The 23,829-nt window shown below is 66.0% G+C and carries 26 protein-coding genes; 9 read left to right on the top strand and 17 right to left on the bottom strand.

Annotated elements, in window-relative coordinates; all coding sequences use genetic code 11:
• Window positions 1-12: 12 nt before the first annotated feature.
• Both RhoFasB10_RS08490 and RhoFasB10_RS08485 read left to right on the top strand, forming a co-directional pair.
• A complete protein-coding gene (locus RhoFasB10_RS08490) occupies window positions 13-1,041 on the top strand; it encodes a PfkB family carbohydrate kinase (RefSeq protein WP_167675996.1) in 1,029 nt (342 codons plus the stop codon).
• Window positions 1,038-1,802: a 5'/3'-nucleotidase SurE gene (locus RhoFasB10_RS08485; RefSeq protein ID WP_167675994.1), complete on the top strand. Its 765-nt coding sequence runs from the start codon at window positions 1,038-1,040 to the stop codon at window positions 1,800-1,802. Before RhoFasB10_RS08490 ends, RhoFasB10_RS08485 begins: the two co-directional genes overlap by 4 nt.
• 6 nt (window positions 1,803-1,808) lie before the next feature.
• On the opposite strand, the gene RhoFasB10_RS08480 is transcribed toward RhoFasB10_RS08485, so the two are convergent.
• The 8 genes from RhoFasB10_RS08480 to RhoFasB10_RS08445 form a co-directional block, all read right to left on the bottom strand.
• Window positions 1,809-2,480, bottom strand: a complete 672-nt coding sequence (locus RhoFasB10_RS08480; protein ID WP_114330925.1) for a 4-carboxy-4-hydroxy-2-oxoadipate aldolase/oxaloacetate decarboxylase — start codon at window positions 2,478-2,480, stop codon at window positions 1,809-1,811.
• A gap of 8 nt (window positions 2,481-2,488) precedes the next feature.
• Window positions 2,489-3,700, bottom strand: coding sequence for an aspartate transaminase (locus RhoFasB10_RS08475; RefSeq protein WP_167675992.1), 1,212 nt, complete (start codon window positions 3,698-3,700; stop codon window positions 2,489-2,491).
• A gap of 113 nt (window positions 3,701-3,813) precedes the next feature.
• A complete protein-coding gene (locus tag RhoFasB10_RS08470) occupies window positions 3,814-4,845 on the bottom strand; it encodes an L-idonate 5-dehydrogenase (protein ID WP_167675990.1) in 1,032 nt (343 codons plus the stop codon).
• Window positions 4,838-5,593 (bottom strand): SDR family oxidoreductase, encoded by a 756-nt coding sequence (locus RhoFasB10_RS08465; protein ID WP_068431317.1) that lies wholly within the window; start codon window positions 5,591-5,593, stop codon window positions 4,838-4,840. Before RhoFasB10_RS08465 ends, RhoFasB10_RS08470 begins: the two co-directional genes overlap by 8 nt.
• 10 nt (window positions 5,594-5,603) lie before the next feature.
• On the bottom strand, window positions 5,604-6,947 hold the full coding sequence (locus RhoFasB10_RS08460; RefSeq protein WP_167675988.1) for an MFS transporter: 1,344 nt from the start codon (window positions 6,945-6,947) through the stop codon (window positions 5,604-5,606).
• Complete coding sequence (locus RhoFasB10_RS08455) at window positions 6,944-7,981, bottom strand: biotin-dependent carboxyltransferase family protein (protein WP_167675986.1); 1,038 nt, start codon at window positions 7,979-7,981, stop codon at window positions 6,944-6,946. The genes RhoFasB10_RS08460 and RhoFasB10_RS08455 overlap by 4 nt, the downstream gene beginning before the upstream one ends.
• Window positions 7,974-8,666: a carboxyltransferase domain-containing protein gene (locus RhoFasB10_RS08450; RefSeq protein WP_114330930.1), complete on the bottom strand. Its 693-nt coding sequence runs from the start codon at window positions 8,664-8,666 to the stop codon at window positions 7,974-7,976. The genes RhoFasB10_RS08455 and RhoFasB10_RS08450 overlap by 8 nt, the downstream gene beginning before the upstream one ends.
• A complete protein-coding gene (locus RhoFasB10_RS08445) occupies window positions 8,663-9,454 on the bottom strand; it encodes a 5-oxoprolinase subunit PxpA (protein WP_068431311.1) in 792 nt (263 codons plus the stop codon). The genes RhoFasB10_RS08450 and RhoFasB10_RS08445 overlap by 4 nt, the downstream gene beginning before the upstream one ends.
• Window positions 9,455-9,725: 271 nt before the next feature.
• Between RhoFasB10_RS08445 and nac the strand changes: the two genes are divergently transcribed.
• Window positions 9,726-10,658, top strand: coding sequence for a nitrogen assimilation transcriptional regulator NAC (nac, locus tag RhoFasB10_RS08440; protein WP_243636801.1), 933 nt, complete (start codon window positions 9,726-9,728; stop codon window positions 10,656-10,658).
• Here the strand turns inward: nac and RhoFasB10_RS08435 are convergent.
• On the bottom strand, window positions 10,652-11,569 hold the full coding sequence (locus RhoFasB10_RS08435; RefSeq protein WP_346764367.1) for a D-isomer specific 2-hydroxyacid dehydrogenase family protein: 918 nt from the start codon (window positions 11,567-11,569) through the stop codon (window positions 10,652-10,654). The two genes, nac and RhoFasB10_RS08435, sit on opposite strands and share 7 nt — an antisense overlap.
• A 40-nt stretch (window positions 11,570-11,609) precedes the next feature.
• The gene (locus tag RhoFasB10_RS08430; protein WP_167675982.1) at window positions 11,610-12,383 is read right to left on the bottom strand and encodes a glucose 1-dehydrogenase; all 774 of its coding nucleotides are present in this window, start codon (window positions 12,381-12,383) and stop codon (window positions 11,610-11,612) included.
• 220 nt (window positions 12,384-12,603) lie between these two features.
• Between RhoFasB10_RS08430 and RhoFasB10_RS08425 the strand changes: the two genes are divergently transcribed.
• Entirely contained in the window at window positions 12,604-12,750 is a 147-nt protein-coding gene (locus tag RhoFasB10_RS08425; RefSeq protein WP_165839575.1) for a hypothetical protein, read from the top strand.
• A gap of 1 nt (window position 12,751) precedes the next feature.
• On the opposite strand, the gene RhoFasB10_RS08420 is transcribed toward RhoFasB10_RS08425, so the two are convergent.
• The 5 genes from RhoFasB10_RS08420 to RhoFasB10_RS08400 are packed head-to-tail and all read right to left on the bottom strand — an operon-like array spanning window position 12,752 to window position 17,572.
• The gene (locus tag RhoFasB10_RS08420) at window positions 12,752-13,432 is read right to left on the bottom strand and encodes a TetR/AcrR family transcriptional regulator (RefSeq protein WP_167675980.1); all 681 of its coding nucleotides are present in this window, start codon (window positions 13,430-13,432) and stop codon (window positions 12,752-12,754) included.
• A 31-nt stretch (window positions 13,433-13,463) separates the two neighbouring features.
• A complete protein-coding gene (locus tag RhoFasB10_RS08415; RefSeq protein ID WP_167675979.1) occupies window positions 13,464-14,588 on the bottom strand; it encodes an acyl-CoA dehydrogenase family protein in 1,125 nt (374 codons plus the stop codon).
• Complete coding sequence (locus RhoFasB10_RS08410; RefSeq protein WP_167675977.1) at window positions 14,585-15,565, bottom strand: acyl-CoA dehydrogenase family protein; 981 nt, start codon at window positions 15,563-15,565, stop codon at window positions 14,585-14,587. The genes RhoFasB10_RS08415 and RhoFasB10_RS08410 overlap by 4 nt, the downstream gene beginning before the upstream one ends.
• On the bottom strand, window positions 15,562-16,701 hold the full coding sequence (locus tag RhoFasB10_RS08405; protein WP_167675975.1) for an acyl-CoA dehydrogenase family protein: 1,140 nt from the start codon (window positions 16,699-16,701) through the stop codon (window positions 15,562-15,564). Before RhoFasB10_RS08405 ends, RhoFasB10_RS08410 begins: the two co-directional genes overlap by 4 nt.
• 4 nt (window positions 16,702-16,705) lie before the next feature.
• Window positions 16,706-17,572: an enoyl-CoA hydratase gene (locus RhoFasB10_RS08400; RefSeq protein WP_167675973.1), complete on the bottom strand. Its 867-nt coding sequence runs from the start codon at window positions 17,570-17,572 to the stop codon at window positions 16,706-16,708.
• 45 nt (window positions 17,573-17,617) lie between these two features.
• On the opposite strand from RhoFasB10_RS08400, the gene RhoFasB10_RS08395 reads away from it, so the two are divergent.
• On the top strand, window positions 17,618-18,805 hold the full coding sequence (locus RhoFasB10_RS08395) for an acyl-CoA dehydrogenase family protein (RefSeq protein ID WP_068431292.1): 1,188 nt from the start codon (window positions 17,618-17,620) through the stop codon (window positions 18,803-18,805).
• Entirely contained in the window at window positions 18,802-19,608 is an 807-nt protein-coding gene (locus tag RhoFasB10_RS08390) for an SDR family oxidoreductase (protein ID WP_068431291.1), read from the top strand. The genes RhoFasB10_RS08395 and RhoFasB10_RS08390 overlap by 4 nt, the downstream gene beginning before the upstream one ends.
• 8 nt (window positions 19,609-19,616) lie before the next feature.
• Here the strand turns inward: RhoFasB10_RS08390 and RhoFasB10_RS08385 are convergent, their stop codons facing one another.
• Window positions 19,617-20,525: an SDR family oxidoreductase gene (locus RhoFasB10_RS08385; protein ID WP_068431284.1), complete on the bottom strand. Its 909-nt coding sequence runs from the start codon at window positions 20,523-20,525 to the stop codon at window positions 19,617-19,619.
• Complete coding sequence (locus RhoFasB10_RS08380; RefSeq protein ID WP_308115110.1) at window positions 20,522-21,319, bottom strand: SDR family oxidoreductase; 798 nt, start codon at window positions 21,317-21,319, stop codon at window positions 20,522-20,524. Before RhoFasB10_RS08380 ends, RhoFasB10_RS08385 begins: the two co-directional genes overlap by 4 nt.
• A 109-nt stretch (window positions 21,320-21,428) precedes the next feature.
• Between RhoFasB10_RS08380 and RhoFasB10_RS08375 the strand changes: the two genes are divergently transcribed.
• From RhoFasB10_RS08375 to RhoFasB10_RS26280, 3 genes are read left to right on the top strand one after another with little or no spacing between them, the layout of a single operon-like run.
• On the top strand, window positions 21,429-22,196 hold the full coding sequence (locus tag RhoFasB10_RS08375; RefSeq protein WP_068431279.1) for an enoyl-CoA hydratase family protein: 768 nt from the start codon (window positions 21,429-21,431) through the stop codon (window positions 22,194-22,196).
• Between the two features lie 5 nt (window positions 22,197-22,201).
• Entirely contained in the window at window positions 22,202-23,053 is an 852-nt protein-coding gene (locus RhoFasB10_RS08370; protein WP_167675969.1) for a CoA transferase subunit A, read from the top strand.
• A 14-nt stretch (window positions 23,054-23,067) separates the two neighbouring features.
• Window positions 23,068-23,826 carry a CoA-transferase gene (locus RhoFasB10_RS26280; RefSeq protein WP_240930967.1) on the top strand — a complete coding sequence of 253 codons (759 nt, stop codon included), beginning with the start codon at window positions 23,068-23,070 and terminating at the stop codon, window positions 23,824-23,826.
• Window positions 23,827-23,829: the final 3 nt, after the last annotated feature.

Genomic DNA, 23,829 nt, shown 5'->3' with positions numbered 1-23,829 from the left:
GCCCCGCGAAACATGCACGACGGCGGCGCCACCGGTATCGACGGCGTCCGAAAAGTCCGTTTGACCCGCGCGTGGATCGGGCATTCCGTCTCGGTGCCTGACATTCGCGAAAGTCCGACCGCATTCGTATTCGCCCCTTCGCCGTTGTTGACGGTGACGCTGGATTGTTCGCCCAGCGGTGACCCGGAACTGCACGTGCATGCGGGTGGCCAAGGGCATTGGATCTCCCGGATGGCTTCGGTGCTCGGCCTGGATGTGACGCTGTGCGGGGTCTTCGGTGGTGAGATCGGTGGCGTTCTGCGTGACCTCATCGAACGCGAGGGCATCAAGGTCGAGGCCGTCGAAATCGGCCAGGAAAGCGGTTCGTACGTGCACGACCGCCGCGACGGGGAACGCAAGGAAGTCGCGACCGTCGACCCGCCGCCCTTGGCGCGCCACGCACTGGACGACTTGTTCGGCCTGTCGCTTGCAGTCGGAAGCAAGAGCGACATCGCCATTCTCGGCGGACCCCACTCCGGGAACGTCGTCCCACCCGAGCTCTACACCCGACTGGCCGCCGATCTGACTGCGCTCGGGGTGCCGATCGTGGCGGATCTGTCCGGACCGACGATGACGGCCGCATTGGCAGGTGGGCTCACCGTGCTCAAGGTCAGTCACGAGGATCTGATCGAGGACGGCCGAGCAGATTCCGAGGAACCGGAGGCGCTGATCGAGGCCATGCGAGCGCTGCACGACGAGGGCGCCCAGGTAGTCGTCATCTCCCGTGCCGCGGAACCCGCGCTCGCTCTGGTGGACGACGAAGTCCTCGAAATCGTGACCCCCGACCTGAGTCAGGTCGACCACCACGGCGCGGGCGATTCGATGAGTGCCGGTATCGCGACCGGTCTGGCGAGAGGAATGTCGATGAGGGACGCTCTGCAACTGGGTGGCGGTGCGGGAAGCGCCAACGTCACGCGACGTGGCCTCGGCAGCGGTCAGCGCGATCTCGTCCTGCGACTGACGGAAGCCGTGGATGTCCGCACGTTCGGATCCGCGTCATGAGGGCACTGGTCACCAACGACGACGGCGTCTTCAGCGACGGCATCGCGTTGTTGACGCGTATCGCCGTCGAAGCTGGTCTCGACGTAGTCGTCGCCGCTCCGCACGAGGAGCGCAGCGGTGCGAGCGCGTCGCTGACGGGGATGGGCAGCGACTCGCGTCTGGCGGTCACGACCCGGTCCATCGACGGTCTGGCCGACGTCCCGGTGTATGCCGTGAAGGCGTCGCCGGCCCTGATCGCGTTCGTCGCCACACGCGGCGCGTTCGGGGATCCACCCGACCTGGTGCTGTCGGGCATCAACCACGGCCCCAATACCGGCTCGGCCGTGTTGCATTCGGGAACCGTCGGCGCGGCCCTGACGGCGTCGACACACGGCGTGGTGGCAATGGCGGCGTCGCTCGCGACGACGAACCCCACGCACTGGGACACCGCCGAGCTCGTGGTACGCGATGCGGTGCGGTGGACGATGGAGAACGGTAGGCCGGATTCCGTGCTGAACGTCAACATTCCCGACGTGCCACTCGACGAACTCGAGGGCGTCGCCGCTGCGCCGTTGGCCGAGTTCGGCGCGGTGCAGGCGGAGATCGGCGACCGAGGCGAGGGCTTCGTGACCGTGCGCTTCGACGAGATCGTCGCGGAGAGCGACGACGACAGCGATGCCGGGCTCATCGGCCGTAAGTGGGCGACCGTGACCTCGCTGCGCGCACCGAGTGCTGTCGACGTCGATCTCGCGGCCTTGACCATGACGATCTCGTCGCGGTAAGCGTCTCTAGACGTCGACGGTGAGACCCTTGCTTTCGAGAACCGCTGCGAGATTGCTGACCTGAATGGGCGTCTCGCCTCGCTTGTAGCGTTCGATGTACTCCGCCTCGGCGGCGTCGCGTTCGCGGCAGGCGTCGATCGCCGACCGCACTTCTTCCCTACGCGTCAGCACGACACCGTCGCAGTCGCCCTTGATCACATCTCCGGGGCGGACGAGCTGTCCGCCGAAGACGAGCGGCTGGTTGATCGGCCCGAGGGATTCCTTGACGGTTCCCTGGATGCACACGTGCTTGCTGAAGACCGGGAAGCCGAGTTCGCGAATCTCACGCGAGTCGCGGACACCGCCGTCGGTGACGAGTGCTGCGATACCGCGTGCAACACAGGCATTGGCGAGCACGTCGCCGAACTGGCCCGCGGGCTGGTCGCCCGAGGACACGATCAGCACATCACCCGGCTGGGCGTAGCTGATGGCGACCTGCAGCATGATGTTGTCGCGGGGATGGCACACGACCGTGAAAGCCGGTCCGCAGAACGACATGTCGCGATCGATGGGCTTGATGCCGGAATCGAATGCGCCGGAACGCCCTTGGGCCTCGTGAATGGTTGCGGCCGAGAAAGCGCCGAGCTCGTCGACGAGTTCCTTCGCGGGGCGGTCGATCTTGGTGGTGACGTGGACCATGAGAATTCCTATCGAGTCAGTGACGAGACGGCTGCGGAGATACTGGCCGCGGCGGAACGTAGAACGTCCTCGGACGTGGCGAACGAGACCCGGAAGTATCCGTCCGCGCCGTACGCGGACCCCTGGATCGTCGCGACCGAAGCGTGATCGAGCAGGTAGAGAACGACATCCTGATCGCTACGGAGTTCGACACCCTCGGGTGTGCGCGCGCCGATCAGGGAGGAGCAGCCGACGAAGAGGTAGAACGCACCCTGCGGGAGCACGGGGTCGAGCCCGTCCACGGCGTCGAGCAGCTCGAACGCGACGTCGCGTCGATGTCGATAACTCGCCACCGACTCCGTGACGAAACTCTGATCACCGGACAGCGCCTCGGCGGCAGCAGCCTGGCTGATCGACGACGGGCACGACGACGACTGAGACTGCAACTTGTTGATCGCGCCGACCAGCTCCGGATTGCCGACGCCGTAACCCAGCCGCCAGCCGGTCATCGCGTACGACTTCGACACGCCGTTGGTGAGGAAGACGCGATCGCGCAGGTGGGGTGCGATGCCGAGCAGCGTGGGAGCGGGGGCGTCGAGATAGCAGATCTCGTCGTAGATCTCGTCGGAGAGCACGTGGACATGCGGGTGCCTGTCGAGCACCGCGGCCAACGCCGCCAACCTGTCCGCGTCGTAGATCGCGCCGGTTGGGTTCGACGGGGTGTTCAGGATGACCCAGCGGGTGGCCGGTGTGATGGCAGCTTCGAGACGTTCCGGCGTCAGCAGGAATCCGTCCGACTCGGGGCAGTCGACGACGACGGGGGTGCCGTCGTGCGCCTCGACCATGTCCGGGTACGAGACCCAGTACGGGGAGGGGACGACAACCTCGACGCCGGCTTCGACCGTCGCCATCAACGCCAGGAAGATGACTTGCTTCGCGCCACCGCCGATGGTGATGCGCGACGCGTCGTAGTCGAGACCTGTCTTCTCCATCAACCGCTTGGAGATCGCTTCGCGCAGTACTGGAATACCGTTGACGGCAGTGTATTTGGTCAATCCGGACTGCATCGCCGCGATCGCGGCCGCCTTGATGTGGTCCGGTGTGTCGAAGTCGGGTTCACCGACGGTGAGATCGAGGATCGATCGCCCCTCGGCCTTCAGTTCCCGAACCCGTTGTGCCGCTGCAACACTCGGAGACTCACGCATGCGGGTGACACGCGAGGCGAGAAGGGGCGAAGACATGTGATCTCCTCGGGTGAATATGGTGGTATCGACATCGACGCTAGCGTCGAATGTTCCTGATGCCCAAGACCTGTTCGTTCTCGGGATATAACGATCGGCGATGACGCGCAGGCTCAGAACTCGAGCAGTACCTTGCCGGAGTGTGCGGAATCCTTGGCGACGGCGAATGCTTCGAGAGCATCGTCGACGCCGAAGGTATGGGTGACCACGGCGCCCGCGTCGAGCGAACCGTCGGCGAGCGCCTCGAGGACGTCGTCGATTTCGCTGTTGAATCGGAAGGAACCGACCAGCTCGAGTTCGCGTGTGATGACGAGAGACAGTGGGGCAGGCTGCATTCCGGTCGGAAGCAGCCCGAGCATGACCACTCGGCCACCGCGCGTCGCACCGCGGATGGCCGACTCGAGACCGAATCGATTGCCTGAGCATTCGATGACAACGTCGGCATCGACGCAGGCAATCGATTCGGAGTCCGAGGCGTCGAGGGTGCGGGTTGCACCCACCGACCGGGCGATCTCGCGCGGCGTCTCGTGCAGGTCGACCGCGACGATCTCGGCGGCACCGGCGCGTGCCAGCACCGCGACGACGAGTGCGCCGATGGGGCCGCATCCGACGACGAGCGCCTTCTTTCCCGTCACGTCGCCGGCACGTGCAACCGCGTGCCATGCCACCGCAGCCGGTTCCGCGATGGCAGCCGTGCGGAAGTCCAGAGTGTCGGGCAGAGGGCGCAGCATGCGACTCGGCAGCACCGAGTACTTCGCGAAAGCTCCCTCGGTGTGGGGAAATTGGGCCGCGCTACCGAGATAGGTGCATCCTGGTGACAGGTTCGGCCGATCCTCGGGATGACGCACGGTGCCGGACTTCGGTGTGGCAGGGTGCACCGCGACACGGGTCCCGGCGGCGGGACCGCTTCCGTCGGCCGCCGCCGCGGCGACCGTGCCGACCACTTCGTGGCCCAGAAGCATCGGAGCTTTCAGGATGGACTCGCCTGCGGCGCCGTGCGTCCAGTAGTGCAGATCGGATCCGCAGATTCCGCCGAACGCGATCTCGACGACGGCCTCGTCGGCAGCAGGACGGCGAACCGGCACCTGTTCGACGCGCAGGTCGTCGGCTGCGTGTGCGACCACGCCGAGTGTCGTCTCAGTCATTGCGCCGCACGAAGTCGAGGCCGCCGGGGACCTGGAACGTGGGCATGATCTCCATCAGGCCCATGTTGACGTGGCGCGGTGCATCGAGTGCGAACTCGATGGCGTCGGCGATGTCCTTGGTGGTGATCGATTCGAAGCCCTCGTAGAACGTGTCCCACGCTTCCTTCATGGCTTCCGGTGTTCCGCCGAGATTGCGACCGAAGATCTCGGTCTCGACGCGGCCGGGGCAGATCTCGGTGACGCGGATGCGCTTGCCCTTGGTGTCGTTGCGGAGCTGGCGCGAAATCTGGTGCACCGCAGCCTTCGTGGCGTGGTAGGCGGTGTGTCCGTAGAAGTTGTACAGACCGGCGATGGAGCTGATGTTGACGACGTGTCCGCGGTCGCGTTCGACCATGCCCGGCAGAAGCAGCCGGCACAGATGGAGCACGGCACGGAGATTGACGTCGACCATCGCGTCGACGGATTCCTCGCTGGCGTCGAGGATGTTGCCCGTCGCCGACACGCCTGCGTTGTTGACGAGAATGTCGATGTCGAGATCCCCGACAGCTGCAGTCAATGCGGCTGTGTCGGTGACGTCGACGGCGAGCGGAATCATTCCGGTCCGTGATGCGACGTCGTCGAGTTTGGCAGCATCGCGGGCGAGGCCGTACACGGTAATTCCGCGTTTGGTGAGCAGTTCGGTGGCGGCGGCGCCCATTCCGGTGTTCGCTCCGGTGACGAGGGCAGTGCTGTAGTCGCTGAATGGCATGACAGAGTCCTTAGAGAGTGTCCCGAAGCGGTTCGTGGGCGCGGTCGGTGATGGTGCTGACGGCGATGAGCGTGCCGATCGCGGTGATCACCGCGTAGTAGGCAGGGACGTAGATTCCGAAGTGGGGGATGAGCCAGGTCATCAGCAGCGGAGCCGTTCCACCGAACAGAGCGGAGGAGATGTTGTACCCGAGGCCGTACGCGGAGTAGCGAACGCGGGTGGGGAACAGCTCCACGATCAGGATGTGGATGACGGCAGTGTGTCCGGCGAAGATGACGGCCATGACGCAGGCGCCGAGGACGGCGAGGGCGACGTTGCCGGTAGCGATGAGTGCGTAGCACGGGATGCCCGCGACGGCCATGGCCGCAGCCGCTCCGGCAATGACGTTCTTTCGACCGATCCGGTCCGACAGCGCGCCCATGAACGGGATTGCAATGCAGATCGCAACCAGCGATGCGGCGGTGACGAGCAGCGCGGTGCCGGTGGAGAATCCGATGCTCTCACCCTTGAGGAACGTGGGCATGTACGAGAACAGGACGTAGTAACCGGAGCCGTTCATCAGCGGAATGAACAGGGCCAACATCATTGCCTTGCGGTGCTCGGGGGTCGCGAATGCTTCCTTGAGCGGGTTCCGAGACAGACCGCCTTCGGCCTTGAGCTTCTCGAAGTTGGGGGTGTCGCTGATTGCACGACGGATGTACCACCCGGCGATGCCCATCGGAATTGCGACGAGGAACGGAACGCGCCATGCCCAACTCGCGACGCCGCCGCCGTCGATCGCTGCCTCGTTCAGCCAGGGCGACATCGCGAAGGCGACGAGCGTGCCGGTCAGCAGAGCGAGGAACGATGCGATCTGGGCGTAGCTGGTGATTCGACCGCGCTTGTTGTCCGGAGCGTGCTCGGCGAGGAACGTCATCGCGCCTGCAGCCTCGCCGCCCACCGAGAAGCCCTGCATGATTCGCAGCAGGATCAACAGCGCGGGAGCAGCGATTCCGATGGCCTGATAGGTCGGAAGCAGACCGATGCCTGCGGTGGCGACGGAGATGAGCATGATGACGAACACCAGCATCTTCTGTCTGCCGATGCGGTCACCGAGGATGCCGCAGACCACGGCGCCGAGCGGTCGAATGAAGAACGAGATGGCGTAGCCGGCGAACACGAGCATCAGGGCATCCGACGACTTCGAGACGTCGAAGAACACGATGGCCAGCGCCGTCGCCATGAAGGCGAAGATGCCGTTGTCGTACAGCTCGACGAAGATGCCGACACAACCGGCCAGGACGACCTTGCGAATCTTGGTCGTCTCCGGTGCCGGGGGTGCAGTGCCTGTGTCCGGGGTGAGTGCGTTTGTCATGCTGACTCCAGTGTGAGTGCAGAGCTGGGTAGTGGTCCAGGGCCGACGTGAGTCGGAATGCCGAGCGCGGTGAAGACCGTGTGGACTCTCGACCGCACTGCATCGATGTCGGATTGCCGTCGTCGGTGCGCAGCGACCGCGCTGTCGATGCCGGTACGGGTGAAACGGACGGTGTGGCCGGGTCGAGCCTGGCCGAGTAGTGACAGGCCGATCGTGGTGACGACGGCGAGCACCGGGTAACCGGCAGTGACCCCGCGTCCTCGATGGAGGACGAGAAGTTCGTTACCGGCGGGAACCTCGACGGCTCCGATCGGAACACCGCGGGACAACATCTCCGTCGCCGCGGTGCGTTCGGGTAGCCGATGGCCGTCGGGTGGGGCCAGGCGAAGTCCGATGTGATTGCTGGCGACACCGACGGTGAAGGTGGTGTCGAACAGCCGTGTCTCGGTGCCACCGAAGTCCCCGATGTCGGGGCCGTCGGTGACGGGAACGTCCCAGTGGTCGCCGAACCGGGGGCGGGCGGCGCCGAGACGAAAGACGGGGATGTCGAAATGGGGGTGTCGTATCGGAGGGCAGTCGACATCGATCTCGATCGTGTCTCCCGATGCGAGGTGATTGCCGAACCCGAGCACGGAATCTGGTGCGCAACTGTTCATCAACGACCGCGCGTGCACGGCACCGTGCACGGCGATGTAGACGCGCAGCCCATGACGGATCCGTGTGACGGACAGCGTCGCGCCCGCCGGAACCACCACGGGTTCCCACTGCGCGGCCCGAACGCCGTCGACGCGAACATCGGCCGGGGCGCCGGTGACAGCGACGAGTATGTCGGTGCTCGGCACCATGGCGAAGTCCAACGCCATGAGTTCCATCAACGGTGCAGTGGGTTCGCTCGCGACGAGAGCGTTCGCGACCTCGGCGCTGTACTGATCCGACGCGCCACCGGTCATCTGCCCGACACGGCTCGCGCGTCGCCGTCCGAGGTCGGTGACGGCGGAGATCCCAGGCTGCAGGATCGTCAAGGTTTCAGCCATCGATGCCTCCTGCGTACGCGTCCCACTCCGCAGCGTCGATGGGTTCGAAGCTGAAGGTGTCTCCCGGGGCGAAAGGCGACAACGGGCTCGACGTGAGGTCGACCAGTTCGACAGGTGTGCGGCCCAGGACCTGCCACCCGCCGGGTGCCGGTCGGGCGGATACGACGGCCTGACGCCCCGCGACGGCGACCGCTCCGGCCGGAACACTCGGGCGTGGACTGGACCGTCGAGGAATGGGAAGTTCGAACGCAGGCCCGTCGAGCATGGGCGCTCCGCCCGGAGACCCGAAGCAACGCATGGTGAGCGGCTCGGAGGAGTGGATACGGACGACCTCGTCCGTGCTCACTCCGAGTACCGAGGCGACGAGCTCCAGATCGGGACCGTGCACACCTCCGTAGACGACCGGAACGACGAAGGACCGCGGTGCGCGATGCTCGGTGTCGCCACCTGCCTGTGCTGCGGACTCGACGGCCCTCCGTACTGCGTCGTGTGAGGTTGTCACGCAATCGAATTCGACGAGCAGCGCGTCGTAGGTCACGATCGCGCCGAACACGCCTGATGGACTGCGAGCGTCGAGGGTGGCCGCCAGGGCGTGTACCCGGGCCCACTTCTCTTCCGTCGTCGCCGCCGACGACGTGACTCGCAGTGCCGAGTCGCCGCAGTCGGTGATGGTCAAGCCCGTCATGCCGGACAGCGATCGCGGCGCACGGTGTCCGAATGCAACCCCCGAATCTCGACGCCTGCCGCGTCGAGAGCAGCTCGAATGGCTGCGGCGGTGCGGACTGCACCCGGGTTGTCGCCGTGCAGTAGAACGGTATCGGCCGCGATGGCGATCGGTGTGCCGTCGACCGCGTCGAGAACACCGTCGACCACCATGCGCACCGTGCGAGCCACCAATTCGTCGAGGTCTTCGATCACGGCTCCCGGCTCGGTGCGCGGCACCAGGGTGCCGTCCGGTCGATACGCGCGATCGGCGATTCCGACGATTCCGACACGCACACCACGCGTACGGGCCTCGTCCGCGAGGCAGCCGTCCTGCGCCATGACGATCATGCTCGGGTCGAGAGCGCAGACGGCGTCGACGACCGCGGTGGCGTAATCCGGTCGTGTCGCGACGAGATTGCCGAGCCGGCCGTGCGGAGCCACGTGCGTGACCGACGTACCGTGCGCCGTCGCGAACGCCTGCAGGGCACCGATTTGGTACAGGACGTCCGTTCGTACCTCGTCGGGCGTCAGATCCATTGCGCGACGGCCGAATCCGGCCAGATCGGGGAAGCTCGGGTGCGCGCCGACGGCGATCCCACGTTCGACGCAACGCCGAACGGTCAGATCCATCGTGCGCGGGTCGCCTGCATGGAAGCCGCAGGCGACGTTCGCCGACGTGAGCAGGTCGAGCAGCGCCTCGTCTTCGCCCATGGTCCATGCGCCGAAGCTCTCGCCCAGATCGGCGACGAGGTCGATTCTGGAAACCATCGCTTCCTGCCTTTCTGCCTGTCGAAGTGGAACGTCAGGTGACGGTGGGCTGTACGCCCGGTGCCGCATCTCGTTGGAACGGACGCTACGCAGGAACGACGATCGAGCGTTAATACCCGTTCGCAGTGATGTAATAGCAAAGGCTTATGCTGGTTCACCTGGGAATATGCGGGACCCGCGTGTCGGATGCACGTGAATCGCTACAGCGCTGTAGCTCATCTGAAACGGTGAGGAAACCTTGTGCTGAACCGATAGGAGAGAAGAACAAACAGTGGACACACGACGGCTGTACTCGTTCGTTCGGATCGTCGATGCCGGCAGCATCACGCGCGCAGCGGACATCCTCCACATCGCCCAGCCGGCGCTCAGTCAACAGATGACGGCGTTGGAGTCGCACTTCGGGCAGCAGCTCTTGATTCGCAGCAAACAGGGCGTCGAACCGACCGACGCAGGAAAGGCGCTGTACCGACACGCGCAGGTGATTCTGCGGCAGGTGGAGAGCGCACAGGCCGAAGTCAGTGTCGTCGGAAGGGAATTGGCCGGCGGCGTGTCGGTGGGGCTTGCTCCGTACAGCACCGTCGCCGCGATCGCGCTACCGCTGCTGACGGCGGTCCGTGCGCGGTACCCGTCGATTCTGTTGCATATCAACGAGAATTTCGGCGGTGTGCTCAGTGAAGCAATGATGACCGGCCGCATGGACATGGCTCTGCTCTACGACGCGGGCCCGATCAAGGGCGTCACGTTCGAGAGGCTGCTGACCGAGGAGTTGATGGTGGTCGCGCCGTCGGGCACCGGTCTTCCCGGCGAAGCCGGTAGCGCCGTGTCGTTGCTCGACCTGCTCGAAGTGCCGCTGCTGCTTCCCGGCCGGATGCACACGATCCGCAAGGTCGTCGGAGCAGCGTTCGAATCCGCTCTGGCACAACCCAAGATCGTGGCGGAGGTCGAATCGGTGACCCTGATGGGTCAAGCCGTCAGAAGTGGCCTCGGCGCGACGGTGTTACCGCTGTCCGTGGCGCGCAGAATGATGAACGTTCAGGGGCTGGAGCTGCGACGGATCGAACCGGTCATCGAAGTGCAGGTGTCGTTGGGGACACCCGCGAACCAGCCGCTGTCCAAACCCGCCGAAGCGGTTCGTGAGGTGCTACGGACGGTGTTGGCGGAGTACGTCGCCGCCAACACTCGTCCGCCCGAACGAGGTCAGTAGCCCCGGTTCGGGTCGATCTTGGCTACCAATTCGCTTCCAGCGCAGCGAAGTTCGACGTTGCGTGCGATGTGTGCAGCCAGTGCCGTCGACAATCCGGACGCTGGGTTCGCGACGTGAGGTGTGATGATCGCGTTCTCGAGCGACCACAACGGGTGCTGGTCGGGGAGTGGTTCGGGATCGGTGACGTCGAACGCGACTCCGCCGATCACTCCGTTCTTCACTGCGTCGACGGCAGCATCGGTGTCGACCAGTGCCCCGCGCGCCACGTTGACCACCCACGACGACGGCTTCATGCGGGCGAACGCGGACGCGTCGACCAGATGCGCGGTTTCGCTCGTCGCAGGCGCGGCGATCACGAAATGATCTGCGTTGGACCAGACTTCGTCGACACGGTCGGCGGGCAGCGTGAGCGCGGCGCCGTCGACCGGAACCCCCGAGCGCGTCACCGCCAGCACTTTCGCGCCCGCTGCGTGCAGGAACGGGATGAGTGCCCGGCCGATGCCGCCGCACCCGACGATCGCGACGGTGCTTCCGTCCAGCGTTCCGACTCGCGGGTCGAATTCGTCCTTCCGCCAGGAGTCTGCCTTCAGCTGCTCGGGCAGGTGTCGGACACCGGCCAGCAGCAGCATGATGGTGTGTTGTGCGACCGTGCGGGAATAGGCGCCGGCGGCGGACGTCCACGTCCTCTTGTCGTCGACGATCCCTGCGTCCAACCAGGACTCGACGCCGGCCGACGAGAGCTGCACCCAACGGATCGAATCGGGCAGATCACGCGGGAACGAATCGGGACCCGCCGTCCACACCACCGCGTCGGCGTCGTCGAGCGGTGCGAGGACGCCTCCCGCGCCGGTGATCGCGTCGGCCAGTTCGGCATTGTGCGTCGGGCCGAGGTGTATACGTACGGGTGCCACGAGAGATCTCACTTCTTCTGGACGAAACGGTTGGTGTGTGTCAGACGACGGCGGTCATGCCGCCGTCGACGTACAGAATCTGGCCGTTGACGAAATCGGATGCGGGCGAGGACAGAAACAGCAGCGAACCGACCAGTTCCTCGGTACGGCCCCATCGACCGGCAGGTGTGCGCGCGGCGAGCCAGGCAGTGAATTCGGCGTCGTCGACGAGCGCGCGCGTCAACTCGGTGTCGAAGTAACCGGGCGCGAGAGCGTTGACCTGAATACCGCGCGGAGCGAGATCCGCGCACATACCGCGGGTCAGCATCTTCAACCCGCCCTTGCTCGCCGCGTAGGGTGCGATGCCTGCCCGTCCCAGTTCGCTCTGGACCGAACAGATGTTGACGATCTTGCCGTGCCCGCGATCGACCATCGCGCGTGCGAACTCACGGCCGACGTAGAACGCACTGGTGAGGTTCGTATCCAGTACCCGACGGAAATCGTCGTCGGCGAACTCGAGCAGCGGAGCGCGATGCTGAACGCCGGTGTTGTTCACGACGATCTCGACCGGGCCCACCTCGGACTCGATACGCACTGCTGCCGCCGCGACCTGGGCCGAGTCCGTGACATCGAATGCGTCGGCGCGGACGTCGACTCCGGTCGCCTCGGCGACTTCGTCACGAGTGCGAGACAGTGCGTCGGCGTCGCGCCCGTTCAACACGACGCGCGCGCCCGCCTCCGCCAGCCCGGTGGCCAGCGCGCGGCCGATGCCTCTGCTCGATCCGGTGACCAGTGCGACCTTGTCGCGCAAGTCGAAAACCTCATGGCCGTGCACGTATCACGCCTTCCGTGGAGAGATGTCGTGGTCTCGGCGCTGCCGAGGTGTCTGTCGATACATCCTGCCAAGCGACATTCGGTGCGCAAGGCCGACGGGCATACCTATCGGGTCTGACGTCATACGCGGGGCCTCGTCGGCAATGTGATTGAAGATGAGACGAGCTGGGTATCACCTGCTCAGGCGCGAGCCGAATGATACGAACACGTGGAGGAGATCGGTGGAGAACAGCAGGTCGGGGTCCGAGACGATCGCAGTGCAGTCGTGGTGGGACCAGACGATGGCAGTGTGCAGGCGTCCCGCAGACGCTACGGCGGACGTGACGGTGCGGCAGGAATTGCAGCTCGTGGGCGCGTCGGACCGCTAGGTCATCGCTGTCGGCGGGTCTTCGTCGGTGATTCCAGCCCCTCCAGAACGAGTCGGAGGTACTGGTCGGCAAGCTGCTCGGCCGACAGCTTTCCCGACGGAGTGAACCATCGGACGGCTACCCACACCGAATCGCGCAGGAAGCGGTAGGCGATGATCGGATCGAGATCGTCGCGGAAGTCGCCCTGCGCGATTCCGTCTTCTATCACCTTGACCCAGATCTGCCGGACGTCGGTTTCGGCCTTGGTGAGGTACGAGAAGCGAGGGAACTGGGACAGGTAGTTGCGTTCGTTCTGAATGACCGTGATGGCTGCTCGGTGCGGACCGAGGGAGACGAACGCGGCGAGGATCAGTTCGCGCAGTGTCGTTTTCGGATCGAGATCGCGTCCGGCGATGTCCCGGTAGGTGGCCATGAGACTGTCGAGATAGCTCGTCAGTATCTCGTCGATGATGGTCTCTTTGGAATCGAAGTGGTGGTACAAGCTGCCGGACAGCACGCCTGCCGCGTCGCCGATCTCGCGCACGGTCGTCGATCGAAAGCCGCGCTCGGCGAACAGTTCTGCTGCGATGTCGACGAGAGCCTGACGACGCGTCGAACCCTGGGATGCCGGGTCGGTCGCGCGCCCGTTCTTGCGGCGCCGCGGCGCCGCGGTACTCCGCGAGGGTTCGGTCGATGCAGCCATGCGCAAATTATCCACTCTCCCCGCCCGAGCGTTAGCTTGGGGGCAGTTCCGATGGGAAGCCTGCGTCCTCGGCGAGCGCCGCGACGTGCGTCCCCGGCGAACCGAACAGCAGGGAACTCGAATGAGCTCGCTTGAAGAACAGGTGCATGTCGTGCTCCCAGGTGATCGCGATCCCGCCGTGTAATTGCACGCAGTCGGCGGCGACGGCTCTGAACGCGTCGGAACACCAGACCTTGGCGACCGAGACGTCCGGGTTCGATGTACCGCGCTCGCTCGTCGACTGAGCCGCGACATAGGCTGCGGCTCTGGCCGATTCGACGAGTACGTGCAGGTCCGCCATCCGATGAGCGAGGGCCTGGAAGCTGCCGATCGGCCGTCCGAACTGGGTGCGCGACGTCGTGTAGTCGACGGTGAGTTCCAGGCACCGAGCCGCGGCTCCGACCTGCTCGGCGGCGAGCAGCACCGTCGCACAGGACAGGGCATGATCGACGGCTCGCACCGGATCGGCGGCGGCGATGGGCCGAGCGTTCGCGTCGTCGAACGTGACTCGATACAGAGCCCGCGTCGGATCCAGTGTGCCGCCGTCGGATACGGCCACACCGGGGGTGTGAGCGTCGACCTCGAACAGGCCAGGGGCGCCGTCGTTCGTCGCGAGGACGACGAACGTATCGGCAGCGCCGGCGTCCAGGACGTAGTGGGCGGTACCCGTCAGCGTCCACTCGTGCTCGAGCCTCGCCTGAACCCCGAGGCGTGCGCCGGACCAGCGGCCGCGTTCGTCGGCGAGGCACGCCGACACGACGGTCGCTCCTGTTGCGATCCCGGGGAGGAGTCGCGCCCGCGCGTCGTCGTCCGTCGAGGCGGCCAGGAGAGTTGCTGCAAGACACGCCGTTCCGAGCATGGGGGACGGGGTGAGCATCCGTCCCAGCTCCTCGGCGACGACCGCCGCATCGATCAACGAGCCCGCCGCACCGCCGTGCTCGTCGTCGATCAGCAGACCGCCCACTCCGATCTGCTCGCACAACGTCGTCCACAGGTCGCGGTCGAATCGGTCGGGGGTCGTCGTCGCGGCACGCACATCCGGCGATCTCGACCTCTTGGACAGCAACGCGCGCACGGATTTCGCGAGCATCGTCCGATCGTCGTTCAGTATGTTCACAACGACTCCAACACGATCCGTCGATGCGCGGACGGCGTACCCCACGCAGAACGCAACGCGTGGACCATGCCGATCCAGAGCGACAGGTCGCATTCCCTCGTGTATCCGATCGCGCCGTGAACCTGCAGCGCGGTCCGGCTCGCCCGGTACGCGGCATCCGCGCAGGCGACCTTGGCGGCAGAGACGTCGCGGCGTGCGTCCACCGATCCCGACCCGACGGACAATGCTGCCCCCATCAGGAGCGGACGAGCCATCTCCATCTCGATCGCGACGTCCGCCAGCGCATGTTGAACGGCCTGAAACGTGCCGATGGAACGGCCGAACTGCCGTCGGGACTTCGCGTACTCGACCGTGGTGTCGAGAAGCGCCCGGCCTGCGCCCGCCAACTGCGCGGCGCACGCCAGTGACCCGTTCAGGCTCAGGACGACCTCGGCCCCGTCGTCGAGCGCCGACACGGTGTCGGAGGCGCGGAGGTGTCCGAGCGTCCGCGACGGATCGACCGACTGGACCGCGGCGTCGACGACGGCCGTCCGGACGTTGCCGTTCTCGACGAGAAGCAGCAGATCGGCGACGCCAGGGTCGGCGGCACGCGGCATCGACGGCGGCAGTGCCGAGGAGGCGATGAGCTCACCGGACGCGAGTGCGCTCAGCCAGGAATCTCGCCGATCGAACGTCGTGTGTGTCAACAGCACGGGCACGACGGCGATCGACTCGACGAGCGGCCCGGGGACCGCCCACCGACCGAGTCGCTCCATCGCCACCACCATGTCGACGGGGTCCGCGCCGACGCCGTCGTGATCGGCGTCGATCGCGAGGCCCGTGACTCCCAGCGCGGCAAGTGACCGGAACAGCCGCCGCACCGGCCCGGTGTCACCTGCCGCCAGAGCCCGGGACACGCGGGGTACGTCGGCAGCGGCGAGCATCGAATCGAGCGAGGCCGCGAAATCGAGTCTCGACTTGTCGAGAACGAATCTCATCGGTGTGCCTTCGGCAGGCCCAACAGTCTCTCGGCGATGACACCCCGTTGAATCTCGTTGGTGCCGGCGTAGATCGGGCCGGACAACGAGAACACGAAGCCGTCGGTCCACGGTCCGCGTACTTGTGCGTCTGTGCCCAGCACGTCGAGCGCGGTTTCGTGCAGCGCGACGTCGAGTTCGGACCAGAACACCTTGGTGAGCGAGGATTCCGCGCCGAGGCTGCCGCCGTCGGCCAACGTCGTCGCCGTCCCGAACGTGTGCAGCCGATAAGCCTGGGCACCGATCCACGCGTCGACGACGCGGTGGGCCACGGCGGTGTCCGACGCATCGCCGTGCTCACGGAACAGCCGGACCAATCGATCGGCCGCGGCGACGAAGCGTCCCGGGCTGCGCAGGGACATTCCGCGTTCGTTGCTGGACGTGCTCATCGCGACGCGCCAGCCGTCGTGCACTGCGCCGAGGACGTCGTCGTCCGGGACGAACACGTCGTCGAGAAAGATCTCGGCGAAACCGGATTCGCCGTTCAACTGCGGAATCGGTCGGACGGTGACGCCGTCGGCCGTCAGCGAGAACATGCAGTACGTCAAACCGCGGTGGCGCTCGGCCGCCGGGTCGGACCGGAACAACCCGAAGGCCTTGTCGGCGAACCCGGCCCTCGAGCTCCACGTCTTCTGTCCGCGCAGCAGCCAGCCGCCGTCGGTCCGGTGCGCAGAAGACCGGATTCCGGCCAGGTCGCTGCCTGCCTCGGGCTCGGACCACGCCTGTGCCCATATGTCGTCGGCAGCTGCCATCCGGGGGAGAATCCGTCGCAGCTGTTCGTCGGTGCCGTGCGCGAACAACGTCGGGGCGAGGAGAAAGATGCCGTTCTGGGAGACGCGACCCGGAGCTTCGGCCGCGTAGTACTCCTCCTCGAAGACAAGCCATTCGAGCACCGACGCGTCCCGGCCGCCCAGGTCTCGCGGCCACGAGACCACCGAATAGCGATGTCGGGCAAGCATCCGTTCCCATTCGCGATGGGCCTCGAAACCGTCGGCCGTGTCCATCGACCGCAACGGCCGTTCGGGGATGTTGTCCCGCAGGAACTCTCGCACCTCCTCGCGGAAACGAACTGTGTCGGAATCGAAGTCGAGGTCCATGCGCTCACGTCCTTTCGCGTGCAGCTGCGGACGTCTTCATGGACCTGGCATCCATACCGCCCAACGAATCCGAATCGACCTCGGCATTGTGCGAGTGCGCGAAGTGGTGCAGACCGAACACCGAATCCATCCCGGCGCGAAGTCCCATGATGTCCTCGCACTGATTGACGGCCTTCTTCGTGAGCGCCAACCCGAATCCGGGCATCTCGCCGATCTGCTCGGCGAGCGTCGACGCCGCGTCGTGCAGCTCGGCGCGAGGAACGACCCGATTGATCATTCCCCACTCGAGTGCCTGCTCGGCCGTGAACCGCTGGCCGGTGAACAGAATTTCCTTCGCGCGACGTGGCCCGAGGACCCACGGGTGCGCGAAGTACTCGACGCCGGGGATACCCATCCGCACGACGGGATCCGAGAAGAATGCGTCGTCGCTCGCCACGATCAGGTCGCAGACCCAGGACAGCATCAGACCACCGGCGATACAGGCACCGTGCACGGCAGCGATGGTGGGCTTCGGTATCTCCCGCCACCGCCTGCACATTCCGAGGTAGACCTCCATCTCCCGTGCGAACCTCTGGTCGCCGCCCGCCTTGCGCACGTGGTCCCACCACAGCACCGCTCGGTTCTCGTAGTGCGCGTCGACGTCACGGCCCGGCGTACCGATGTCGTGTCCGGCCGAGAAGTGCTTTCCGTTGCCCGCCAATACGATTGCTGCGACGTCGTCGTCCTCGACCGCCGTGGTGAATGCGCGGTCCAACGCGTAGGTCATCGCCGAATTCTGTGCATTGGAATATTCCGGTCGGTTCATCGTCACGAGCGCGACCCGTCCGCGGGTCTCGTACGTGACTACCTGGCTGTCGCTGGTTTCGGTCATGTCGACTCCTGGCTGAGCAAGGGCTTGGTTTGTTAACGTACCCGAATGGACAACGTCGCGGGAAGGTTCGGCGGATTCGAGGACACCTCCGACGACGAATTTCGCCGTCGCGTCCGAGACTGGCTGCGCGACAACCTCGCAGGCGATTTCGCGGCGGTGAAAGGGATGGGAGGTCCAGGACGTGAACACGAGGCGTTCGACGACCGAGTGGCGTGGGAGCGTCACCTCGCTCGGTCCGGGTGGACATGCATCGGCTGGCCCGTCGAGTACGGAGGACGCGGCGCGAGCCTCGAACAGCAGGTGATCTTCCACGAGGAGTACGCGCGGGCCGACGCGCCTGCCCGCGTCGCGCACATCGGAGAACAATTGTTGGGGCCCACCCTCATCGCCTTCGGAACCGACGCGCACCGTGCTCGATTCCTTCCTGGCATCGCGAGCGTCGACGAGCTGTGGTGTCAGTGCTATTCGGAGCCGGGCGCCGGATCCGACCTGGCAGCGGTGTCGACGTCGGCCACTCTGATCGACGGCGACTGGGTGATCGATGGACAGAAGATCTGGACCTCGCTCGCCCACGTCGCCGATTGGGCGTTCGTGATCGCCAGGACGGACAAGCGATCTCGTCGACATGCCGGTCTCTCGTACCTGCTCGTGCCGATGAAGCAGGACGGTGTGACCGTTCGGCCGATCAGACAACTGACCGGAACATCGGAGTTCAACGAGGTGTTCTTCGACGGTGCCCGAACGGACGGCGACCTCGTCGTCGGGGAACCCGGGCGCGGCTGGGCGGTGGCGATGGCCACCTTGGGATTCGAGCGCGGCGTCTCCACCCTCGGTCAGCAAGTCGGATTCGCTCGGGAATTGTCGGACATCGTCGACATCGCGCACCGGAACGGGGCCGCCGACGACCCTGTGGTGCGCGAGAAGTTGATTCGCGCGTGGATCGGGCTGAAGGTGATGCGGGCATACGCGTCGTCGACGCTCGGGGGATCGGGCGAGCACGGTGAGGCGTCGGTCTCGAAGCTGCTGTGGGCGACCTGGCATCGCGGACTCGGCGAATTGGCCATGGAGGTCGTCGGTGCGCCGTCGGCGATGGCTCCGAACGACGACCTGGACCGACTGCAGCGGCTGTACCTGTTCAGCCGCGCCGACACGATCTACGGCGGCTCCAACGAGATACAGCGAAACATCATCGCCGAGCGAGTGCTCGGACTTCCACGAGAGGCACGACGTTGACCACACGCCCACCCGGCCCCCTCTCGATCGCTCCCGTCGAAACGCCCGGTCACGGTCTGCTGACGGATCGTGTCGTTGTCGTCACCGCCGCCGCGGGCACCGGAATCGGAAGTGCCACGGCGCGTCGCGCCCTCTGGGAAGGGGCCGACGTCGTCGTCTCCGACGCGCATCCCCGGCGACTGGAGGCCACGCGCGACGAACTCGTGGGGTTGGGGCTCGGCGCGGTGACAGCGATCGTCTGCGACGTGACCGACACCGGCCAGGTCGACGCGCTGATCGACGGCGCAGTCGACGCGTTCGGGCGGATCGACGTCGTCGTCAACAATGCCGGGCTCGGTGGTGAGACGCCCGTCGTCGACATGACGGACGATCAATGGTCGACCGTGTTGAACGTGACGTTGAACGGGACGTTCCGGTGCACTCGGGCGGCGCTGAACTATTTCCGGGGAGTCGATCACGGCGGCGTGATCGTCAACAACGCCAGTGTTCTCGGGTGGCGTGCACAGCACGGTCAAGCGCACTACGCGGCGGCCAAGGCCGGGGTCATGGCCCTGACTCGGTGCAGTGCGATCGAGGCCGCCGAGTTCGGAGTGCGCATCAACGCCGTCGCGCCCAGCATCGCCGCTCATGCATTCCTGGCCAAGGTGACGTCGGAGGAACTGCTCGATCGGCTCGCAGCGGACGAGGCGTACGGGCGCGCCGCCGAGCCGTGGGAGATCGCGAGCACGATCGCATTCCTCGCCAGCGACTATTCGACGTATCTGACGGGCGAAGTCGTGTCGGTGTCCAGTCAGCGGGCGTGACCGGTCCGTCAACGAGCGCCGTAGACGGGAACCGGATCGGCTGCGGCCGTGAGGATCTCGTGCACACCCTTCCCGATGTCCGCCGGGGCCCACCGTGCGCCGTTGTCGACCGACGGGCCGTGGCGCCACCCTTCGGCCAGTCGGATTATTCCGCCTTCGACCTCGAACACGCGTCCCGTCACGTCCTTCGACTCGGTACTGCCGAGCCAGACGACGAGGGGTGAGACGTTCTCGGGCGCCATGGCGTCGAATCCCGATGTCGGCGCGGCCATGTCGTCGGCAAAGGCGCCTTCCGTCATGCGTGTGCGTGCCGCGGGCGCAATGGCGTTGACGGTGACTCCGTATCGCGCGAGTTCGCTCGCCGCAACCAACGTCATGGCCGCTATGCCGGCTTTGGCGGCCGCGTAATTGCCTTGCCCGACGCTTCCCTGCAGCCCGGCACCCGAACTCGTGTTGACGATGCGCGCGTCGACCGGTCGTCCCGCCTTGGACTCAGACCGCCAGTACGCGGCCGCATGGCGTAGCGGCGCGAAGTGACCCTTGAGATGCACGCGAACGACGGCATCCCATTCGGCTTCCTCCAGGTTCACCAGCATGCGGTCACGGAGGAAGCCTGCGTTGTTGACGAGCACGTCGAGTGACCCGAACGTCTCGATCGCCGTGTCGATCACCGTGCGAGCGCCTGCCCAGTCCGCGACGTCGCTGGTATCGACGACGGCGTCGCCTCCACGTAGGCGAATCTCGTCGACGACGGCCTGCGCCGGACCCCCGGACGCCGTCGACCCGTCCAGCGCGACGCCGAAATCGTTGACCACGACCTTGGCGCCCGCGGCCGCGAATGCGAGCGCGTGTGCACGCCCGATACCTCGCCCCGCCCCGGTCACGACGACGACGCGGTCTCGGCACAACCCTGTCATGAAGGTCCTCCCTCGGGTTCTCGATCTCTGTCGGCATTCGACGCGCCCAGGAATGCGGGCCGCTCACCGCCTCCGTGTACTGCGAGCATCGTTCCGGTGATGTACGACGCGGCCGGGGACGCCAGAAAGACGGCAGACGCCCCTACGTCGTCGGGCGTCGCGAGCCGCCCCAGTGGGACGGTATGCGCCACGGCATCGAGGCCGTCCGCGTCGCCGTAATGCAGCGCACTCCGTTCCGTGGCCACCATCCCCACGGTCAGACCGCTGACGCGAACCTTGGGAGCCCACTCGACGGCGAGCGACCCGGTCAGATTCTCCAAGCCGGCTTTCGCCGCTCCGTACGCGGCCGTCCCGGGCGACGGGCGTCGCGCGCTGACGCTGCTCACCATGATGATCGACCCGCCCGAATCCTGTTGCTGCATGACGTGATTCGCAGTCTGCGCGACGAGCAGTGGGGCAAGGAGGTTGAGTTCCACGATCGACCGGTGGAAATTCGGACTCGCGTCGGCGGCCAACGCGTAGGGGGAACCGCCCGCATTGTTGACGACCGCGTCCAGGCTGCCGTGCCGTTCGACGATCGTGGACACGAGATGCTGCACGTCGTCCTTCCGCCGCACGTCGCATCGCAAGAACTCCGCGTGCGCCAGGCCGTCCAGGACCGGGGATTCGGGTTCGCGTCGCGCACACGTGACGACGACATACCCCGCTCGGAGAAATGCGCGTGCGATTCCGGCTCCCACGCCGCGTGCGCCGCCGGTGACCAGGGCAACCTTGCCGATGCGAGCTGATTCCACGTCTGTCTCCCGTCGGGCTGAGAAATCGCCGAACCGTCCGAGTTCGTTGGATCTCCGTGTTAACTTACCAAGCACATGCTTGCTTTGTCGTCGAACGTGAGGATCGATCGTGGCAATCACTGCAACCGAACCCGAGCCGGGAATAGCCGTCGTCACCATCGACTACCCGCCGGTGAACGCGCTTCCCGTGCAGGGCTGGTTCGACCTCGCGGACGAGGTGCGTGCCGCGGGTCGCGATGCAGACGTGCGGGTCGTCGTACTTCGCGCCGAGAATCGCGGATTCTGCGCCGGCGTCGACATCAAGGAGATCGAGAAGTTCTCTGGCTACGACCATCTCATCGGCGCCAACAAGGGCTGCGCCGCAGCATTTTCCGCGGTCTACGAATGCGAGGTGCCCGTTGTCGCTGCGGTGCACGGCTTCTGCCTCGGCGGTGGAATCGGTCTCGTCGGAAATGCGGATGTCGTCGTCGCCTCCGACGACGCGACGTTCGGAGTGCCCGAAGTCGACCGCGGCGCGCTCGGAGCCGCGACGCACCTGGCGCGGTTGGTGCCGCAGCATCTGATGCGCACGCTCTACTACACGGCTCGGCAGATCGACGCCGCGACGCTGCAGCACTTCGGGTCGATCTACGACGTCGTGCCCCGCGACGATCTCGTCGAGGCAGCCTTTCGCGTCGCGCGCGAGATCGCGGCCAAGGACACGCGCGTCATTCGCGCCGCGAAAGAAGCGCTCAACGGAATCGACCCGCAGCAGGTGCATCGGAGTTACAGATTCGAGCAGGGATTCACGTTCGAGCTGAATCTGTCCGGCGCTGCCGACGAGGCCCGGCGAGCATCGCTCGACAACAACTTCCGCGCGCCGACCGAGAAGGGATGACGGACATGGCCGTACCGACTCGGCGTGACAAGACGACCACCCTCGACGAACTGGTCGCCGAACTGTCCGACGGAATGACCGTCGGATTCGGGGGATGGGGCTCGCGACGCAAGCCCATGGCGGCGGTCCAGGCGATCCTGCGGTCGGATCTGAAGGACTTGACCGTGGTGTCGTACGGTGGACCCGACGTCGGAATGCTCTGTGCTGCAGAGAAAGTGCGACGCGTGGTGTTCGGGTTCGTCTCGCTGGATTCCGTGCCGTACGACCCGTGGTTCGCGCGAGCACGCACGTCCGGTCGAATCGAGGTACGCGAACTCGACGAGGGGATGTTGAACGCGGGCCTCCGGGCCGCGGCTGCACGCCTGCCGTTTCTGCCCATTCGCGCGGGGCTCGGATCGGACGTCATGGCGTACTACCCGGAACTGCGCACCGTGCTCTCACCGTATCCGATTCCCGGAACGTCGACACACGAAGAACTCGTCGCCATGCCCTCGCTGACTCTGGACGCGGCGTTCGTGCACCTCAATCTCGCGGATGCGAGCGGAAACGGCGCGTACCTCGGGCCCGACCCGTACTTCGACGACCTGTATCTGCTTGCGGCCGAACGACGCTACCTGACGTGCGAACGGGTTGTATCGACAGCGGATCTCGTCGATGCGGTACCACCGCAGGCGTTGCTGACCAACCGCATGATGGTCGACGCCGTCGTCGAAATGCCTGGGGGAGCTCGTTTCACGTCGTGCGTGCCCGACTACGGACGCGACGAGGAGATGCAGAAGGACTACGTGCGCGCGGCGAATGACGTCGCCGAAGGGAAACGATTCGTCGAGCGGTTCGCGCGCGGTGCCGACGCGTGACAGGAGGCAGTGCGATGACGACGGTGACCACGACAGCGACGCGCGCGGAGATCTGCACTGCCGCGTGCGCCGACCTCTTCCTCGGCGCGGGGGAGATACTCGCCAGCCCGATGGCGCTCGTTCCGGCCCTCGGCGCACGGCTCGCACGACTGACCACCGAACCCGATCTGTTGCTGTCCGACGGCGAGGCGTATCTGCTTGCGGACACGCCCGCGCTCGGCGGCAGCGGCGCGATCGAAGGCTGGATTCCGTATCGCAGAGTGTTCGACGTCGTCGCAAGCGGGCGACGCCACGTCGTCATGGGCGCCAACCAGCTCGATCGTCACGGCAACCAGAACATCTCGTGCCTCGGCGATCATGCACGGCCGACGCGTCAGATGTTCGGGGTGCGCGGCGGACCGGGCAACACGATCAACCACCGGACCAGCTACTGGATACCGAAGCACTCCACCCGGGTCTTCGTCGACGCAGTCGACATGGTGTCCGGCGTCGGCTACGACAGACTCGGCGACGATCCGGCTGCACGTTTCCTCGACGTGCACCGCGTCGTCACCGATCTCGGTGTCCTCGACTTCGGGGGACCCGGTCGCTCGATGCGTTTGTTGTCGGCACACCCCGGAGTGTCCGTCGACGACGTGTGCGCCGCCACGGGTTTCGAGCTCGCCTGCACCGACGTGGCGGAAACGCGGATCCCGACCGACGAGGAACTGCACCTGATCCGAGACGTGCTCGATCCGCGCGCACTGCGCGAGAAGGAGGTGCCGTCGTCGTGACGA

It is taken from the genome of Rhodococcus sp. B10, from assembly GCF_011770055.1.
In the GTDB taxonomy this organism is placed as follows: Bacteria; Actinomycetota; Actinomycetes; order Mycobacteriales; family Mycobacteriaceae; genus Rhodococcoides; species Rhodococcoides kyotonensis_B.
The sequence above is the reverse complement of the archived record's forward strand: the minus strand, read 5'-3'. Positions and strand labels throughout refer to the sequence as shown.

Bases quoted from the DNA above. Each gene is read 5' to 3' on its own strand.
- RhoFasB10_RS08405 (WP_167675975.1), bottom strand. From the start codon at position 16,701: ATGGACCTCGACTTCGATTCCGACACAGTTCGTTTCCGCGAGGAGGTG.
- RhoFasB10_RS08370 (WP_167675969.1), top strand. From the start codon at position 22,202: ATGGCCGTACCGACTCGGCGTGACAAGACGACCACCCTCGACGAACTG.
- RhoFasB10_RS08465 (WP_068431317.1), bottom strand. From the start codon at position 5,593: ATGCCATTCAGCGACTACAGCACTGCCCTCGTCACCGGAGCGAACACC.
- RhoFasB10_RS08450 (WP_114330930.1), bottom strand. From the start codon at position 8,666: ATGACGGGCTTGACCATCACCGACTGCGGCGACTCGGCACTGCGAGTC.
- RhoFasB10_RS08485 (WP_167675994.1), top strand. From the start codon at position 1,038: ATGAGGGCACTGGTCACCAACGACGACGGCGTCTTCAGCGACGGCATC.
- RhoFasB10_RS08475 (WP_167675992.1), bottom strand. From the start codon at position 3,700: ATGTCTTCGCCCCTTCTCGCCTCGCGTGTCACCCGCATGCGTGAGTCT.
- RhoFasB10_RS08420 (WP_167675980.1), bottom strand. From the start codon at position 13,432: ATGGCTGCATCGACCGAACCCTCGCGGAGTACCGCGGCGCCGCGGCGC.
- RhoFasB10_RS08445 (WP_068431311.1), bottom strand. From the start codon at position 9,454: ATGGTTTCCAGAATCGACCTCGTCGCCGATCTGGGCGAGAGCTTCGGC.
- RhoFasB10_RS26280 (WP_240930967.1), top strand. From the start codon at position 23,068: ATGACGACGGTGACCACGACAGCGACGCGCGCGGAGATCTGCACTGCC.
- RhoFasB10_RS08480 (WP_114330925.1), bottom strand. From the start codon at position 2,480: ATGGTCCACGTCACCACCAAGATCGACCGCCCCGCGAAGGAACTCGTC.
- RhoFasB10_RS08385 (WP_068431284.1), bottom strand. From the start codon at position 20,525: ATGACAGGGTTGTGCCGAGACCGCGTCGTCGTCGTGACCGGGGCGGGG.
- RhoFasB10_RS08470 (WP_167675990.1), bottom strand. From the start codon at position 4,845: ATGACTGAGACGACACTCGGCGTGGTCGCACACGCAGCCGACGACCTG.
- RhoFasB10_RS08460 (WP_167675988.1), bottom strand. From the start codon at position 6,947: ATGACAAACGCACTCACCCCGGACACAGGCACTGCACCCCCGGCACCG.
- RhoFasB10_RS08455 (WP_167675986.1), bottom strand. From the start codon at position 7,981: ATGGCTGAAACCTTGACGATCCTGCAGCCTGGGATCTCCGCCGTCACC.
- RhoFasB10_RS08395 (WP_068431292.1), top strand. From the start codon at position 17,618: ATGGACAACGTCGCGGGAAGGTTCGGCGGATTCGAGGACACCTCCGAC.
- RhoFasB10_RS08410 (WP_167675977.1), bottom strand. From the start codon at position 15,565: ATGAGATTCGTTCTCGACAAGTCGAGACTCGATTTCGCGGCCTCGCTC.
- RhoFasB10_RS08400 (WP_167675973.1), bottom strand. From the start codon at position 17,572: ATGACCGAAACCAGCGACAGCCAGGTAGTCACGTACGAGACCCGCGGA.
- RhoFasB10_RS08490 (WP_167675996.1), top strand. From the start codon at position 13: ATGCACGACGGCGGCGCCACCGGTATCGACGGCGTCCGAAAAGTCCGT.